Source organism: Enterobacter sp. DSM 30060, from assembly GCF_013375955.1.
Taxonomy (GTDB): Bacteria; Pseudomonadota; Gammaproteobacteria; order Enterobacterales; family Enterobacteriaceae; genus Enterobacter; species Enterobacter intestinihominis.
On record NZ_CP056118.1, the window covers coordinates 2876555 to 2893131 of the forward strand.

Annotated in this window: 13 protein-coding genes and 1 other annotated feature; of the genes, 9 read left to right on the forward strand and 4 right to left on the reverse strand. The window is 56.1% G+C overall.

From position 1 onward, the window contains the following. Positions 1-82: 82 nt before the first annotated feature. Both acrB and acrA read right to left on the reverse strand, forming a co-directional pair. Positions 83-3229 (reverse strand): multidrug efflux RND transporter permease subunit AcrB, encoded by a 3147-nt coding sequence (acrB, locus tag HWQ15_RS13670; protein WP_023299464.1) that lies wholly within the window; start codon positions 3227-3229, stop codon positions 83-85. Positions 3230-3251: 22 nt separating this feature from the next. Continuing rightward, the gene (acrA, locus tag HWQ15_RS13675) at positions 3252-4445 is read right to left on the reverse strand and encodes a multidrug efflux RND transporter periplasmic adaptor subunit AcrA (protein WP_022647272.1); all 1194 of its coding nucleotides are present in this window, start codon (positions 4443-4445) and stop codon (positions 3252-3254) included. 141 nt (positions 4446-4586) lie between these two features. On the opposite strand from acrA, the gene acrR reads away from it, so the two are divergent. Continuing rightward, positions 4587-5240 (forward strand): multidrug efflux transporter transcriptional repressor AcrR, encoded by a 654-nt coding sequence (acrR, locus tag HWQ15_RS13680; RefSeq protein WP_032624732.1) that lies wholly within the window; start codon positions 4587-4589, stop codon positions 5238-5240. A 113-nt stretch (positions 5241-5353) separates the two neighbouring features. Beyond that, entirely contained in the window at positions 5354-8731 is a 3378-nt protein-coding gene (mscK, locus tag HWQ15_RS13685) for a mechanosensitive channel MscK (RefSeq protein WP_023305598.1), read from the forward strand. Between the two features lie 33 nt (positions 8732-8764). Here the strand turns inward: mscK and rsmS are convergent, their stop codons facing one another. Both rsmS and priC read right to left on the reverse strand, forming a co-directional pair. After that, complete coding sequence (gene rsmS / locus HWQ15_RS13690; RefSeq protein WP_022647275.1) at positions 8765-8959, reverse strand: pleiotropic regulatory protein RsmS; 195 nt, start codon at positions 8957-8959, stop codon at positions 8765-8767. 12 nt (positions 8960-8971) lie between these two features. Continuing rightward, the gene (priC, locus tag HWQ15_RS13695; protein ID WP_058646028.1) at positions 8972-9499 is read right to left on the reverse strand and encodes a primosomal replication protein N''; all 528 of its coding nucleotides are present in this window, start codon (positions 9497-9499) and stop codon (positions 8972-8974) included. Positions 9500-9549: 50 nt separating this feature from the next. Between priC and HWQ15_RS13700 the strand changes: the two genes are divergently transcribed. From HWQ15_RS13700 to adk, 7 genes are all read left to right on the forward strand, one after another. Then, positions 9550-9927, forward strand: coding sequence for a DUF454 family protein (locus HWQ15_RS13700; RefSeq protein WP_023299466.1), 378 nt, complete (start codon positions 9550-9552; stop codon positions 9925-9927). A 151-nt stretch (positions 9928-10078) separates the two neighbouring features. After that, positions 10079-10630 carry an adenine phosphoribosyltransferase gene (gene apt, locus HWQ15_RS13705; RefSeq protein ID WP_000127359.1) on the forward strand — a complete coding sequence of 184 codons (552 nt, stop codon included), beginning with the start codon at positions 10079-10081 and terminating at the stop codon, positions 10628-10630. Positions 10631-10718: 88 nt separating this feature from the next. Continuing rightward, positions 10719-12647 carry a DNA polymerase III subunit gamma/tau gene (gene dnaX, locus HWQ15_RS13710; RefSeq protein WP_063149172.1) on the forward strand — a complete coding sequence of 643 codons (1929 nt, stop codon included), beginning with the start codon at positions 10719-10721 and terminating at the stop codon, positions 12645-12647. Further along, positions 11977-12041: a sequence feature (DnaX frameshifting element), on the forward strand. Its footprint overlaps the gene before it by 65 nt. 53 nt (positions 12648-12700) lie before the next feature. Then, complete coding sequence (locus tag HWQ15_RS13715) at positions 12701-13033, forward strand: YbaB/EbfC family nucleoid-associated protein (protein ID WP_003858972.1); 333 nt, start codon at positions 12701-12703, stop codon at positions 13031-13033. Next, a complete protein-coding gene (gene recR, locus HWQ15_RS13720) occupies positions 13033-13638 on the forward strand; it encodes a recombination mediator RecR (protein WP_006809843.1) in 606 nt (201 codons plus the stop codon). Before HWQ15_RS13715 ends, recR begins: the two co-directional genes overlap by 1 nt. 110 nt (positions 13639-13748) lie before the next feature. Then, entirely contained in the window at positions 13749-15623 is a 1875-nt protein-coding gene (gene htpG / locus HWQ15_RS13725; RefSeq protein WP_015571245.1) for a molecular chaperone HtpG, read from the forward strand. A gap of 228 nt (positions 15624-15851) precedes the next feature. After that, on the forward strand, positions 15852-16496 hold the full coding sequence (gene adk / locus HWQ15_RS13730) for an adenylate kinase (protein ID WP_022647279.1): 645 nt from the start codon (positions 15852-15854) through the stop codon (positions 16494-16496). Positions 16497-16577: the final 81 nt, after the last annotated feature.

Sequence of the window (16577 nt, forward strand, 5' to 3'; positions counted from 1 at the left end):
AACGACAATAAGACTATTTTATGAATTTTTCTGAAAATGAAAAAGGCCGCAAATGCGGCCTTTTTATCATGTGAAACCGGTATCAGTGATGTTCTACCGAATGATTGTGCTCCACATCTTCATTTTTGCGGCTAAAGCGGCGACGTACCACCACGAAGAACACCGGTACAAAGAAGATGGCGAGAACGGTCGCAGTGACCATACCACCCATTACACCGGTACCTACCGCGTTCTGTGCGCCGGAGCCTGCGCCTGAGCTGATAACCAGCGGCATAACGCCGAGGATAAACGCCAGGGACGTCATCAGGATTGGACGCAGACGCATACGAACGGCTTCAAGCGTTGCTTCAATCAGGCCTTTACCTTCTTTCTCCATCAGATCTTTGGCGAATTCGACGATAAGTATCGCGTTCTTCGCCGACAAGCCAATGGTTGTCAGCAGGCCCACCTGGAAGTAAACGTCGTTAGTCAGCCCTCGGAAGGTTGCGGCAAGCAGCGCACCGATAACCCCCAGCGGAACCACGAGCATAACGGAGAACGGAATCGACCAGCTCTCATACAATGCCGCCAGACACAGGAACACCACAATCAGTGAAATGGCGTACAGGGCAGGGGCCTGGTTACCGGACAGACGTTCCTGATAGGACATACCGGTCCAGTCGTAGCCAATACCCGCAGGCAGTTTGCTGGCCAACTCTTCCATCAGGTTCATGGCTTCACCGGTGCTTCGGCCCGGCGCCGCCTGACCGAGGATCTCCATCGAAGGCAAGCCGTTATAACGCTCCAGACGCGGCGAACCGTATTCCCAGCGCGAAGTTGAGAAGGCGGAGAACGGCACCATCTGGCCATCGCTGCCGCGAACGTACCAGTTGTTGATATCGTTCGGCAGCATACGGTATTGCGCTTCGGACATGACGTACACTTTCTTCACGCGACCACGGTCGATGAAGTCGTTGACGTAGCTGCCACCCCAGGCTGCACCCAGCGTGGTATTGATGTCACTGATGGACACACCCAGCGCCTGTGCTTTTTCCTGGTCGATATCGATCTTGTACTGCGGCGTATCTTCCAGACCGTTAGGACGCACGCCCACCAGCAGGTCAGGGTGTTTAGCCACCTCGCCAAATAGCTGGTTACGCGCCTGAGTCAGTTTTTCGTGGCCCAGACCGCCCTGGTCAATCAGCTGGAAGTCGAAGCCGGTCGCCGTACCCAGTTCAACAATCGCTGGCAGGTTAAAGGCGAAGACCATCGCATCTTTAATCTGTGAGAAGGTACCCATGGCCCGGTTGGTAATGGCTTCAACTTTGTTCTCATCACCCGGACGTTCGGACCAGTCTTTCAGAGAAACGAAGGCAATACCGGTGTTCTGACCACGACCCGCGAAGCCAAAGCCGTTAACCGCAAACACGGATTCGACGTTGTCTTTCTCTTTGGTCAGGAAGTAGTCGGTCATCTCATCCAGCACTTTTTGCGTACGTTCTTGCGTCGCACCCGCCGGAAGCTGAGCCATGCTCAGGAACACGCCCTGGTCTTCATCTGGCAGGAACGAGCTTGGCAGACGAACAAACAGGAAAGCCATGCCCACCACGATGATGATATAGAGCAGCAGATAACGACCGGTGCTGCGCAGGATGTTCCCCACGCTGTCGGTGTAGTGGTGCGTACTCTTATCAAACATGCGGTTAAACCAGCCGAAGAACCCTTTGTGCTCGCCGTGGCCACCTTTCTTAATCGGCTTCAGCATGGTCGCACACAGGGCTGGCGTCAGGATCAGGGCTACCAGCACCGACAGCGCCATCGCGGAAACGATGGTAATAGAGAACTGACGGTAAATCGCACCGGTTGAACCACCGAAGAAGGCCATCGGGATAAATACCGCAGACAGAACCATCGCGATACCGACCAGCGCGCCCTGGATCTGGCCCATTGATTTACGGGTTGCTTCCTTCGGCGGCAGGCCTTCTTCCGCCATCACACGCTCAACGTTTTCGACCACTACGATGGCGTCATCCACCAGCAGGCCGATGGCGAGCACCATCCCGAACATCGTCAGGGTGTTTATCGAATAGCCAAATATCGCCAGAACCGCGAAGGTGCCGAGCAGTACGACCGGCACGGCGATGGTTGGGATCAGCGTTGCGCGGAAGTTTTGCAGGAACAGGTACATTACCAGGAAGACGAGGATGATCGCCTCAACCAGGGTTTTAACCACTTCGTGAATCGAAATTTTAACGAACGGCGTGGTGTCATACGGGTAAACAATTTTCAGACCTGACGGGAAGAAAGGTTCCATCTTCTTCAGTTCTGCACGGATAGCCGTCGCGGTGTCCAGGGCGTTCGCCCCAGTCGCCAGTTTGATACCTAAACCGGAAGCCGGTTTACCGTTGAACTTCGCAATAACGTCGTAGTTCTCGCCACCCAGCTCCACTTTCGCCACGTCACGCAGGCGAACCTGCGAACCGTCCTGATTCACCTTCAGCAGAATTTTACTGAACTCATCCGCCGAGGTCAGACGCGTTTGCGCGATGATAGACGCGTTAAGCTGCTGGCCTTTCACCGGCGGCGTGCCGCCTAACTGACCGGCTGCAACCTGGGCGTTTTGCGCTTTAATTGCGCTGATCACGTCAACCGGGGTCAGCTGGAAGTTGTTCAGCTTATTCGGATCCATCCAGATACGCATCGCGTACTGTGAACCGAACAGCTGAACGTCACCCACACCAGACGTACGGCTGATGGCGTCCTTCATGTTGGCGCCCACGTAGTCGGAAATATCTTCCTGCGTCATGGTGCCATCGGTGTTAATCACGCCGACAACCATCAGGAAGCTACTGGACGATTTCTCGACGCTCACACCCTGTTGTTGCACTTCCTGCGGCAGCAGGGGCATCGCCAGCTGCAGTTTGTTCTGCACCTGAACCTGCGCAATGTCCGCATCCGTACCGGATTCAAAGGTCAGGGTAATCTGAACTGTACCGGTTGAGTCACTGTTTGAGGACATGTACATCAGGTTATCGATACCGTTCATGTTCTGTTCGATAACCTGCGTAACGGTGTCCTGCACCGTTTTGGCATCAGCGCCCGGGTAGGTTGCGGAGATCGTCACTGCCGGCGGCGCAATCGTTGGATATTGCGCAACAGGCAGCTTCAGGATCGCAAGTCCCCCGGCCAGCATGATGATAATGGCGATCACCCACGCAAATATGGGGCGATCGATAAAGAAATTAGGCATGTCTTAACGGCTCCTGTTTAAGTTAAGACTTGGTTTGTTCTGACTGGCCAGCGGCCGACGCTTGTTGTTTGTCGTCAGATTTCACTTCCTGAGCTTTGACCTGCGCGCCAGGACGAACTTTTTGCAAACCAGTAATAATCACGCGATCGCCATCTTTCAGACCTTCCGTTACCAGCCACTTGTCGCCAATCGCCTGCGTTGCAGTGATATTGCGTGTTTCGACTTTGTTATCGGCACCTACAACCAGCGCGCTCGCATCGCCGCGTGGCGTACGGGTCACACCTTGCTGCGGAACCAGAATGGCGCTTGGGTTAGTCCCTTCTTCAAGACGGGCGCGTACGAACATACCCGGCAGCAGGGTTTTATCCGGATTCGGGAAAATAGCCCGGATGGTGATAGAGCCGGTGGTCTGATCGACGGTCACATCAGAAAATTCCAGTGTGCCTGTTTGTGAGAACTTGATACCGTCGTTGGTAACCAGTTCAACTTTGGCTTTACCGTTTTCCTGTTTCAGTTGTCCGCTGGCAAGCTCCTGTTTGAGACGCAGGAAATCGTTGCTGGACTGTGTAACGTCAACGTAGATCGGGTCAAGCTGCTGCACGGTGGCCAGCGCGTTGGTTTGACCGTTCTGCACCAGCGCACCTTCGGTGACGGCTGATTTACCAATGCGACCGCTGATAGGGGAGGTCACTTTGGTGTAGGCGAGGTTAATACGCGCGGTTTCTACCGCCGCTTTCGCCGCCACAACGGCTGCATTGGCTTGCTGTGCATCGGCCAGGGCAGAATCGTAATCCTGTTGGCTGATGTACTGCGTGCCGAGCAGTTTCTTGTAACGATTCAACGTCAGTTGCGAAATTTTGGCTGCCGCTTCTGCTTTCGCCAGATCGCCTTTAGCGCTCTCATAAGACGCCTGATAGGTTGCTGGATCAATCTGATAAAGAGACTCACCTGCTTTCACATCACCGCCTTCGGTGAAGTTACGTTTCAGGATGATACCGCTCACCTGCGGACGTACTTCTGCAATGCGATAGGCGCTGGTGCGGCCCGGTAGTTCTGTTGTCATCTGGAGAGGTTCGGATTTGAGCGTCACGACGCCAACTTCTGGCACCTGCTGAGCTCCTTGTTGAGCCTCTTTGTCGTCACATCCTGTAAGCGCTAAGCTGCCTGAGAGCATCAGAACGACCGCCAGAGGCGTTAACCCTCTGTTTTTGTTCATATGTAAACCTCGAGTGTCCGATTTCAAATTGATCAAGGGTCCTGAGTCTAAAAACCCATTGCTGCGTTTATATTATCGTCATGCTATGGTACATACATTCATAAATGTATGTAAATCTGACTCCTGTAAATTCATCAACGTATGGCACGAAAAACCAAACAACAAGCGCTGGAAACCCGACAACACATTCTGGATGTGGCAATGCGTTTGTTCTCACAGCAGGGTGTTTCGGCAACCTCGCTGGCGCAGATTGCTCAGGCCGCGGGCGTCACGCGGGGAGCGATTTACTGGCATTTTAAAGACAAGTCAGATCTGTTTGGTGAAATCTGGGAGCTTTCAGAGTCCAGCATCAGCGATCTTGAGAGTGAGTATCGGGCAAAATTCCCTCACGATCCACTCTCAGTATTAAGAGAAATATTAGTATATATCCTTGAAGCGACTGTTGTGGAAGAACGCCGACGTCTGATGATGGAAATCATCTTCCATAAATGTGAGTTTGTTGGCGAAATGGCGGTGGTTCAGCAGGCGCAGCGCGACCTGTGTCTGGAAAGCTACGATCGCATCGAGCAAGTTCTTAAGGAATGTATGCAGGCCGACATGCTTCCCGCTACGCTGTTAACGCGCCGGGCGGCGATCCTGATGCGCAGCTATATTTCCGGCCTGATGGAAAACTGGCTTTTCGCCCCGCAGTCGTTCGATCTGAAATCAGAGGCGCGCAGCTACGTCGCGATTTTCCTGGAGATGTGCCAGCTTTGCCCGACCCTCCGCAGCGAGGGAGCGCCGCTTACTGCCTGAATCTTTCCAGGAAATGTCTTAGAGGATTACCTTCCCGCTATTCTGCTTTAGCCGGGCGTGATATTCTTCACGCCCGACTATTTTCGGTCATTTCTCAGATCACATTCACGACTATGCTGCACACCTATCGCTCGACACATTCTGTTCTGGCCGTTTTTTTGATCCTGCTGTTTTTCTTTGCAGCCGCACCGCATTCCTGGGCCCGTGCAGACAACGGCAGTGACGTCCCGACGCGTGCCGAGGTTCAGTCGCAACTCGACACCCTGAATAAACAAAAAGATCTCTCCGCCCAGGAAAAGCTCGTTCAGCAGGACCTGACGGAAACCCTGGATACGCTGGATAAGATCGATCGCATCAAAGCCGAAACGGCCCAGCTGCGGCAGAAGGTCGCTCAGGCGCCGGAGAACATGCGTAAAGCAACGGAGGCCCTGAACGCGCTTAGCGACGTTGATAACGACGATGAAACCCGAAAAACGCTTGCCACGCTTTCGTTGCGCCAGCTCGAGTCGCGCGTGGCGCAGCTGCTGGACGATCTGCAAACGGCGCAGTCCGATCTCTCGACCTATAACAGCCAGCTGGTTTCGCTGCAAACCCAGCCTGAGCGCGTGCAGAACGCCATGTATTCTGCATCGCAACAGCTACAGCAGATACGTAACCGTCTGAATGGCATTACCGTGGGGGAAGGGGCGCTTCGACCGACCCAGCAAACGCTGCTGAACATCCAGCAGACGCTGCTGAACGCGGAGATTGAACAGCAGCGTAAGAGTCTGGAAGGCAACACGGTGTTGCAGGATGCGCTGCAAAAACAGCGTGACTACGTGAACGCGAATATCAACCGGCTCGAGCATCAGCTTCAGCTGTTGCAGGAGGCGGTGAACAGCAAGCGCCTGACGCTGACCGAAAAAACGGCGCAGGAAGCGGTCTCGCCAGACGAAACGGCGCGTATCCAGGCCAATCCGCTGGTGAAGCAGGAGCTGGAGATTAACCATCAGCTGAGCGAGCGCCTGATTCAGGCGACTGAAAGCGGCAGCGCGCTGGTGCAGCAGAATATTAAAGTCAAAAACTGGCTGGATCGCGCTTTGCAGGCTGAGCGCAATGTCAAAGAGCAGATTGCCGTCCTGAAGGGAAGCCTGCTGCTGTCGCGCATTCTTTACCAGCAGCAGCAGACGCTGCCGTCCGCCGACGAGCTGGAAGACATGACCAACCGCATTGCGGATTTGCGTCTTGAACAGTTTGACGTTAACCAGCAGCGCGATGCCCTGTTCCAGAGCGATACGTTTGTTGCCAAAGTGGAAGAAGGCCATTCAAGTGAAGTAAACGGTGAAGTTCACGACGCGCTGTTGCAGGTTGTGGATATGCGCCGCGAACTGCTCGATCAGCTTAATAAGCAGCTGGGCAACCAGCTGATGATGGCGATTAACCTGCAAATCAACCAGCAGCAGCTGGTGAGCGTGTCTAAAAGCCTCCAGGAGATCCTGACCCAGCAGATTTTCTGGGTGAACAGCAACAAACCCATGGATTGGGACTGGTTTAAATCTTTCCCTGAAACGCTGAAATCCCAGATCAAAAGCATGAAAATTACCGTGAACTGGGAGAAAGCCTGGCCTGCGGTAATGATTGCCTTCCTTGCGGGTCTGCCTTTGCTGCTCATCGCCGGAGTAATACGCTGGCGTTTGAAATGGCTGAAGCAGTACCAGGCGAAGCTGGCCTCGGAAGTGGGGCAACTGCGTAACGACAGCCAGTTGCACACCCCGAAAGCGATCCTGATCGATCTGATCCGTGCTCTGCCGGTCTGCCTGCTGATCCTCGCCGTCGGCCTGATCCTGTTGACCATGCAGCTCAATATCAGCGACCTGCTGTGGGCGTTCAGCAAAAAGCTGGCGCTGTTCTGGCTGGTGTTTGGTCTGTGCTGGAAAGTGCTGGAAAAAGATGGCGTCGCGGTCCGACACTTCAACATGCCGGAGAAACTCACCAGCCACTGGCGTCGCCAGATTGTACGTATCAGCCTCGCGCTGTTGCCGCTGCACTTCTGGTCCGTTGTGGCCGAGCTTTCGCCGCTGCATCTGATGGATGACGTGCTGGGACAGCTGGTAATTATGCTGAACCTGCTGCTGATAGCCGTCCTGATGTGGCCGATGTGCCGCGACAGCTGGCGTGATAAAGAGTCCCACAATCTTCGTCTGGTTACCGTAACGGTGCTGGCGATCATTCCGCTGGCGCTGATGGTGCTGACGGCAACGGGTTACTTCTATACCACGCTTCGTCTGTCAGGCCGCTGGATTGAAACCGTGTATCTGGTGATCCTGTGGAACCTGCTGTTCCAGACCGTGCTGCGCGGTTTGAGCGTGGCGGCGCGCCGCATTGCGTATCGTCGCGCTGTTGCCCGTCGACAGCATCAGGTTAAAGAGGGGGCTGAAGGGGCTGAGCCGCAGGAAGAGCCGACCATTGCCCTGGAGCAGGTCAACCAGCAAACGATGCGTATTACCATGCTGGTGATGATTGCGCTGTTTGCGGTGATGTTCTGGGCCATCTGGTCTGATTTAATTACCGTCTTCGCCTACCTCGACAGTATCACCCTCTGGCAATACAACGGTACCGAAGCGGGCGCTGCGGTAATGAAAAGCGTCACCATGGGCAGCCTGCTCTTTGCGCTGGTGTCGTCGGTGGTGGCCTGGGCGTTGATCCGCAACCTGCCTGGTCTGCTGGAAGTGCTGGTGCTCTCAAGGCTGAACCTGCGTCAGGGGGCGTCGTATGCCATTACCACCATCCTGAACTACGTCATTATTATTGTCGGGGCGATGACGGTATTCGGCTCGCTGGGCGTCTCGTGGGATAAACTCCAGTGGCTGGCGGCGGCGCTGTCGGTAGGTCTGGGCTTCGGCTTGCAGGAGATCTTCGGTAACTTTGTTTCTGGCCTGATAATCCTGTTCGAACGTCCGGTGCGTATCGGCGATACCGTCACCATCGGCACCTTCTCCGGGACCGTCAGCAAGATCCGTATTCGTGCGACCACCATCACTGACTTCGATCGTAAAGAGGTGATCATCCCGAACAAAGCCTTCGTGACCGAGCGACTGATCAACTGGTCGCTTTCGGATACTACGACGCGCGTGGTGGTCCGACTCGGGGTGGCCTATGGTTCAGATCTGGATAAAGTGAAAGAGGTCCTGCTGGAAGCCGCGAAATCACATCCTAAAGTAATGCACGATCCTGCGCCTGACGTGTTCTTCACCACCTTCGGGCCAAGCACGCTGGATCATGAGCTGCGCCTGTACGTACGCGAACTACGCGATCGCAGCTACACCGTCGATGAGCTGAACCGCACCATTGACCGTCTGTGCCGTGAAAACAACATTAATATCGCCTTCAACCAGCTTGAAGTTCACCTGCGTAACGAGAAAGGTGACGAACATACGGAAGTGAAGCGCGAGATTAAGGGTGACGAAAACTCCGCCCCTCACCCTGCCCTCTCCCCTGAGGGGAGAGGGTAAAAAGCGAATCAGTGCAGATCTTTCAAACCGCACCTAACGGTCCCCTCTCCCTCCAGGGAGAGGGCTAGGGTGAGGGTGAGGGCAACCGGCCTTCACCTTTCCCTCAAAATCCCGCCGCACAATCTCCAGCGCTTTCAGCACCGTCTCCGCCGGGATCTCGTGATTCTCCAGCAGCATAATTAAATCGACGGCCAGCTTGACCTCGTCGGGGGCATTTTCCAGTGACATTAGTGGCTCCTGTTAACGGGTCAGGCGTTCAATGACGCGTTCAATCTCATCCAGCGCCTGACGGCAGCGGACGATGCGGCCTTCCAGCGCGCTGATTTCACGCATTAATAACTGCTGCTGTTGCAGCGTTTCGCTGGTGGTCAGGCGGGCTTCGCGCTCACACTTCATCTCAAACAGACGCCGCTCAAACTCCTGGTTCTCCAGCCGCTTGCGCTGCCATTTTCCGAGCCCAGGCGAGGCGCTGTCCCACGCCCGTAGCGGCCAGGCGGCGATTTCGCGGTGCAGGGCGGTGATCTGCTCGGTAAGATGCTCCGCAAGCCACACCACCTGTTCCTGCTGTTCACTCTCAACCGCGTGGCGAAGCTCGTCGAGGTTGGTCTGCATCTCAGCAAGGTAATCCTGAATGACGGTACTGCGGGTGCGGAAGAGCTGCCGATCAAAGCGCGGTTTCAGCGTAGCATGTCCCATCAGCGGTGTGGCCTGCGCCCGCAGCGCGATCAGCTGATTTTGCAGCCTCTCAAGAAGCAGTGCTGTTTTCAATGCGCTCTCCAGTGGTAAAGTAGCCGTTCAGTTTGATAACGATTCGCATTATGCAGCGTACTATTTTAATCATCATTGGCTGGCTCGCGGTAGTGCTGGGTACGCTGGGCATCGTATTGCCCTTGCTGCCGACCACCCCGTTCATCCTGTTGGCCGCCTGGTGCTTCGCCCGCTCGTCGCCGCGTTTTCACCACTGGCTCCTGTACCGTTCGTGGTTTGGCGGCTACCTGCGGCACTGGCAAAAACACCGGGCCATGCCGCCCGGGGCCAAGCCGCGCGCCATTGCCTTCATCCTGATCACCTTCGCCGTCTCGTTATGGCTGGTGAAAATGATGTGGGTGCGCATTCTGCTGCTGGCGATCCTGGTCTGCCTGCTGATCTTCATGTGGCGGATCCCCGTGGTTGATGAAAAGCAACAAAAGCACTGAAGCCTCATCATGGCGGTTGCAATTATGGCGCACAGCCAGTAAATTCGACCGTTTTCGAGCACAGGTGCGCCTGGTCAAAGGTTAAACAACTGTTACTTTGACCGACTCGTCGCGCGCCGTGAGTAACACTGTTTCATTTAGGCACAAACCGATGACCGCAACTGCACAGCAGCTTGAATATCTGAAAAATAGCATCAAAAGTATCCAGGATTATCCAAAGCCTGGCATTCTTTTCCGTGATGTCACCAGCTTGCTGGAAGACCCGAAAGCGTACGCCCTCAGCATTGAACTGCTGGTTGAGCGTTATAAAAACGCCGGGATCACCAAAGTAGTAGGTACCGAAGCCCGTGGCTTCCTGTTCGGCGCACCGGTTGCGCTGGCGATGGGCGTGGGTTTTGTGCCGGTGCGTAAGCCGCGCAAACTGCCGCGTGAAACCATTGCTGAGAGCTATGAGCTGGAATACGGCACCGATCAGCTGGAAATTCACGTTGATGCCATCAAGCCAGGCGACAAAGTGCTGGTGGTGGACGATCTGCTGGCAACCGGCGGCACCATCGAAGCGACCGTGAAGCTGATCCGTCGTCTGGGCGGGGAAGTGACCGACGCGGCCTTCATCATCAACCTGTTCGATCTCGGCGGCGAGCAGCGCCTGGAAAAACAGGGTATTACCAGCTACAGCCTGGTGCCTTTCCCGGGACATTAATCCCGTATCTCACAACCTCGCTCAATGGGTGAGGTTGTGATAGCATTCCCCTCCATTAATTCACCTTCCAGCGTTGCAGAGCCTGCCCATGAGTTATCAGGTGTTAGCCCGTAAATGGCGACCACAAACCTTTGCTGACGTTGTCGGTCAGGAACATGTGCTGACGGCCCTGGCGAACGGCTTGTCGCTAGGTCGCATCCATCACGCCTATCTTTTCTCCGGCACCCGCGGCGTCGGTAAAACTTCTATTGCCCGTCTGCTGGCAAAAGGTCTGAACTGCGAAACCGGGATCACCGCCACCCCGTGCGGCGTATGTGACAACTGCCGCGAGATCGAGCAGGGGCGTTTTGTCGATCTGATCGAGATCGACGCCGCCTCGCGCACCAAGGTGGAAGACACCCGCGATCTGCTCGACAACGTGCAGTACGCCCCGGCGCGCGGCCGCTTCAAGGTCTATCTGATCGATGAAGTGCACATGCTGTCGCGCCACAGCTTCAACGCCCTGCTGAAAACGCTGGAAGAGCCGCCTGCGCATGTCAAATTCCTGCTGGCGACCACCGATCCGCAAAAGCTGCCGGTCACGATCCTGTCGCGCTGCCTGCAATTCCATCTGAAGGCGCTGGACGTTGAGCAGATCCGCGCACAGCTTGAACACATTCTTGATGAAGAGAAGATCGTTCACGAGCCGCGCGCCCTGCAGCTGCTGGCCCGCGCGGCGGACGGCAGCCTGCGTGATGCGCTGAGCCTGACTGACCAGGCAATTGCCAGCGGTGACGGTAAGCTTTCCACTGACGCGGTCAGCACCATGCTCGGCACGCTGGATGACGATCAGGCGCTGTCGCTTATCGAAGCGATGATCGCCGCCAACGGTGAGCGGGTAATGACCCTCGTCAACGATGCCGCCGCCCGTGGCATTGAATGGGAAGCGCTGCTGGTCGAGATGCTCAGCCTGCTGCATCGCGTGGCGATGCTGCAATTGTCTCCGTCGGCCATTGGCGCGGACATGGCGACCATTGAACAGCGGATGCGTGAACTTGCGCGCACCGTGCCGCCGGCTGATGTTCAGCTTTATTATCAGACGCTGCTGATTGGCCGCAAAGAGCTGCCGTTTGCACCGGATCGCCGGATGGGCGTTGAAATGACGCTGCTGCGCGCGCTGGCCTTCCATCCGCGCAAGCCATTGCCGGAGCCGGAAACGCCCCGGCAGTCCTTTGCGCCGGTTGCGCCGACCGCGGTAATGTCACCGCAGCAGTTGCCACCGCAACCGGCATCGCCGCCGCCGCAGAACGTGCCGCTGTCGGATGCCACCAGTTCGGTGCTTGCCGCACGAAGCCAGTTGCAACGTGCGCAGGGAGCAACCAAACCAAAAAAGAGTGAACCGGCAGCGCCTGCAAGAGCGCGGCCGGTGAACAACGCCGCGCTTGAACGACTGGCCTCGGTAACGGAGCGCGTGCAGTCGCGTCCGGCACCGTCCGCGCTCGAGCAAAAAGCCCCGGCGAAAGAAGAGGCATACCGCTGGAAGGCGACTACCGTTGTTGAAACGGTCAAGGAAGTGGTCGCCACGCCAAAAGCGCTGAAAAAGGCGCTTGAGCATGAAAAAACGCCGGAGCTGTCCGCGAAGCTCGCGGAAGAGTCCATCGAGCGCGACGCCTGGGCCGCTGAGGTCAGCAAACTTCAGCTGCCGAAGCTGGTGGAGCAGGTCGCGCTGAATGCCTGGAAAGAGCAGGAAGGCAATCAGGTGCGTCTGCATCTGCGTCCGGGCCAGCGACATCTGAATTCCCCTGGTGCGCAAAAGGCGCTGGCCGAGGCGCTTACCGCCTTACAGGGTGTGCCGGTTGAATTGACTATCATTGAAGATGATAATCCGGCGGTGAAAACGCCGCTCGAGTGGCGACAGGCGATTTATGAAGAGAAGCTCGCGCAGGCGCGCGAGTCGATTATCGCGGATAACAACATCCAGACCCTGCGCCGGTTCTTCGACGCCGATCTGGATGAAGAGAGTATTCGCCCCCTTTGATCGTGAGTCTGACTTACGGTTGTAATCCTTAACGTGAAAGAAGAGAGAAGCCTATGTTTGGTGGAAAAGGCGGTCTGGGTGGCCTGATGAAGCAGGCTCAGCAGATGCAGGAAAAAATGCAGAAGATGCAGGAAGAGATCGCTCAGCTGGAAGTCACGGGTGAATCGGGTGCCGGTCTGGTCAAGGTGACCATCAACGGTGCGCACAACTGCCGTCGCGTTGAAATCGACCCGAGCCTGCTCGAAGACGACAAAGAGATGCTGGAAGATCTGGTTGCAGCCGCGTTTAACGATGCCGCTCGCCGTATCGACGAAACCCAGAAAGAGAAAATGGCCTCTGTTTCCAGCGGTATGCAACTGCCGCCGGGCTTTAAGATGCCATTCTGATGCAAACCAGTCCGCTGCTCACGCAGTTAATGGAAGCACTGCGCTGCCTGCCGGGCGTTGGCCCGAAGTCGGCGCAGCGTATGGCGTTTACGCTATTGCAGCGCGACCGCAGCGGCGGGATGCGCCTGGCGCAGGCTCTGACCCGCGCCATGTCAGAAATTGGTCACTGTGCGGATTGCCGGACCTTTACCGAGCAGGACGTCTGTAACATCTGCACGAACCCGCGTCGTCAGGAAAACGGTCAGATTTGCGTGGTGGAGAGTCCGGCGGACATCTACGCCATCGAACAAACCGGGCAGTTTTCCGGCCGCTATTTCGTGCTGATGGGGCATCTCTCCCCGCTGGACGGCATCGGCCCGGATGATATCGGTCTCGATCGTCTTGAACAGCGTCTTGAGTCCGAGACGATCAAAGAGGTGATCCTCGCCACCAACCCGACGGTGGAAGGGGAGGCAACCGCCAACTACATCGCCGAGCTGTGCGCGCAGTACGGCGTTGACGCCAGCCGCATCGCCCACGGCGTGCCGGTCGGCGGTGAGCTGGAGATGGTCGACGGCACCACGCTGTCGCACTCGCTGGCCGGACGACACAAGATTATTTTCTGACCAAACGGAGGCTGCGTGCGCGGCCTCCGCTTGAAAATTCCCCCCCTTATCCCCATCTCTCACTCAACGTTTTACAACCCCATTAAATGGCATTGTTGAGGTCGACTTAGATGAAAGGACAAGAAACCCGTGGTTTCCAGTCAGAAGTAAAACAGCTTCTGCACCTGATGATCCATTCCCTGTATTCCAACAAAGAAATCTTCCTGCGTGAACTGATTTCCAACGCCTCCGATGCGGCGGACAAGTTGCGCTTCCGCGCGCTGTCCAACCCGGATCTGTACGAAGGCGATGGCGAACTGCGCGTGCGCGTCTCTTTTAATAAAGAGAACCGCACCCTGACCATCGCCGATAATGGCATCGGGATGAACCGCGACGAGGTGATCGACCATCTCGGCACCATCGCTAAATCCGGCACCAAAGCGTTCCTCGAGTCCATGGGCTCTGACCAGGCGAAAGACAGCCAGCTGATCGGTCAGTTCGGCGTAGGCTTCTACTCGGCATTCATCGTGGCGGATAAAGTCACCGTGCGCACCCGCGCCGCGGGCGACAGCGCCGAAAACGGCGTGCTGTGGGAATCCAAAGGGGAAGGCGAATACACCGTTGATGATATCACCAAAGCGGATCGCGGCACCGAAATCACTCTGCACCTGCGCGAAGGCGAAGACGATTTCCTGAACGACTGGCGCGTACGCTCCATCATCAGCAAATATTCTGACCACATCGCGCTGCCGGTTGAGATTGAAAAACAGGAAGAGAAAGACGGCGAAACCGTGGTTTCCTGGGAGAAAATCAACAAGGCGCAGGCGCTGTGGACGCGCAACAAAGCTGAAATTAAAGACGACGAGTACAACGAGTTTTACAAGCACATCGCCCACGACTTTACCGACCCGCTGACCTGGAGCCACAACCGTGTGGAAGGGAAGCAGGAGTACACCAGCCTGCTGTACATTCCGGCGCAGGCGCCGTGGGACATGTGGAACCGCGATCACAAGCACGGCCTGAAGCTGTACGTGCAGCGCGTCTTCATCATGGACGACGCCGAGCAGTTCATGCCGAACTACCTGCGCTTTGTGCGTGGCCTGATAGATTCCAACGATCTGCCGCTGAACGTCTCCCGTGAAATTCTCCAGGACAGCACCGTCACCCGTAACCTGCGTAACGCCCTGACCAAGCGAGCGTTGCAGATGCTGGAAAAACTGGCGAAAGACGATGCGGAAAAATACCAGACCTTCTGGAAACAGTTCGGCCTGGTGCTGAAAGAAGGCCCGGCGGAAGACACCGCGAACGTGGAAGCTATCGCTAAACTGCTGCGCTTCGCCTCTACGCACAACGACTCCTCCGCCCAGACCGTGTCGCTGGAAGAGTACGTCTCCCGCATGAAAGAAGGGCAGGAGAAGATCTACTACATCACCGCCGACAGCTATGCGGCAGCGAAGAGCAGTCCGCATCTGGAGCTGCTGCGTAAGAAAGGCATCGAAGTGCTGCTGCTGTCTGACCGCATCGACGAGTGGATGATGAACTACCTGACCGAGTTCGACGGTAAATCCTTCCAGTCCGTTGCTAAAGCCGACGAGTCTATCGATAAGCTGGCGGATGAAGTGGACGACAGCGCGAAGGAAGCCGAGAAGGCGCTGGAGCCGTTCGTTGAGCGCGTGAAAACCCTGCTGGGCGACCGCGTGAAAGAGGTGCGCTTCACGCACCGTCTGACCGATACGCCAGCCATTGTCACCACCGATGCGGACGAAATGAGCACCCAGATGGCGAAACTGTTCGCTGCGGCGGGCCAGGCCGTGCCGGAAGTGAAATATATCTTTGAGCTTAATCCGGATCATCCGCTGGTGAAACGCGCGGCGGATACCCAGGACGACGCCCGCTTTGCGGAGTGGGTTGAACTGCTGCTGGATCAGTCCCTGCTGGCCGAGCGCGGCACCCTGGAAGATCCTAACCTGTTCATTAAACGTGTGAATGCGCTGCTGCTGGCGTAATACAAAACCTACCCCTCACCCTGGCCCTCTCCCCAAAGGGGAGAGGGTATAATCGTCCCCTCTCCCCTTTGGGGAGAGGGTTAGGGTGAGGGGGCATTCTCGCACTAACCCAAATAATCTCCCCCGTTAACCGTTTCAGCCTCCCCGCCTTCCTTGAGCGATACCCGTTCTGGTGGTATTGTTTAGCGCTTTTGAAAAATTGAATCGACATTTGAGGGGATTTTCGCAATGCGTATTATTCTGCTTGGCGCTCCGGGCGCGGGTAAGGGAACTCAGGCTCAGTTCATCATGGAGAAATACGGTATTCCGCAAATCTCTACTGGTGACATGCTGCGTGCCGCTGTTAAATCTGGCTCCGAGCTGGGCAAACAAGCTAAAGACATCATGGACGCAGGCAAGCTGGTGACCGACGAACTGGTTATCGCGCTGGTAAAAGAGCGCATTGCTCAGGAAGACTGCCGCAATGGTTTCCTGCTGGACGGCTTCCCGCGCACCATTCCTCAGGCTGACGCCATGAAAGAAGCGGGCATCAACGTGGATTACGTGCTGGAGTTCGATGTACCGGACGAACTGATCGTTGACCGTATCGTTGGCCGTCGCGTGCACGCTGCCTCTGGCCGCGTTTACCACATCAAATTCAACCCGCCTAAGGTTGAAGGCAAAGACGACGTGACCGGCGAAGAGCTGACCACCCGTAAAGACGACCAGGAAGAAACCGTGCGTAAACGCCTGGTGGAATACCATCAGATGACCGCACCGCTGATCGGCTACTACTCCAAAGAGGCGCAGGCGGGTAACACCAAATACGCGAAAGTTGACGGCACCAAAGCCGTGGCTGACGTACGTGCAGAGCTGGAAAAAATCCTCGGCTAAGCGCACCTCTCTCACCCGGAGCCCCGGGTGAGAAAAATTCTCATCTTACCTATTACAGCAATGGGTTTCGTTTAAACGCAT

Coding starts and splice junctions, on each gene's coding strand:
- acrA (WP_022647272.1), bottom strand. CDS start 4,445: ATGAACAAAAACAGAGGGTTAACGCCTCTGGCGGTCGTTCTGATGCTC.
- acrB (WP_023299464.1), bottom strand. CDS start 3,229: ATGCCTAATTTCTTTATCGATCGCCCCATATTTGCGTGGGTGATCGCC.
- dnaX (WP_063149172.1), top strand. CDS start 10,719: ATGAGTTATCAGGTGTTAGCCCGTAAATGGCGACCACAAACCTTTGCT.
- acrR (WP_032624732.1), top strand. CDS start 4,587: ATGGCACGAAAAACCAAACAACAAGCGCTGGAAACCCGACAACACATT.
- htpG (WP_015571245.1), top strand. CDS start 13,749: ATGAAAGGACAAGAAACCCGTGGTTTCCAGTCAGAAGTAAAACAGCTT.
- rsmS (WP_022647275.1), bottom strand. CDS start 8,959: ATGTCACTGGAAAATGCCCCCGACGAGGTCAAGCTGGCCGTCGATTTA.
- apt (WP_000127359.1), top strand. CDS start 10,079: ATGACCGCAACTGCACAGCAGCTTGAATATCTGAAAAATAGCATCAAA.
- adk (WP_022647279.1), top strand. CDS start 15,852: ATGCGTATTATTCTGCTTGGCGCTCCGGGCGCGGGTAAGGGAACTCAG.
- HWQ15_RS13715 (WP_003858972.1), top strand. CDS start 12,701: ATGTTTGGTGGAAAAGGCGGTCTGGGTGGCCTGATGAAGCAGGCTCAG.
- HWQ15_RS13700 (WP_023299466.1), top strand. CDS start 9,550: ATGCAGCGTACTATTTTAATCATCATTGGCTGGCTCGCGGTAGTGCTG.
- recR (WP_006809843.1), top strand. CDS start 13,033: ATGCAAACCAGTCCGCTGCTCACGCAGTTAATGGAAGCACTGCGCTGC.
- mscK (WP_023305598.1), top strand. CDS start 5,354: ATGCTGCACACCTATCGCTCGACACATTCTGTTCTGGCCGTTTTTTTG.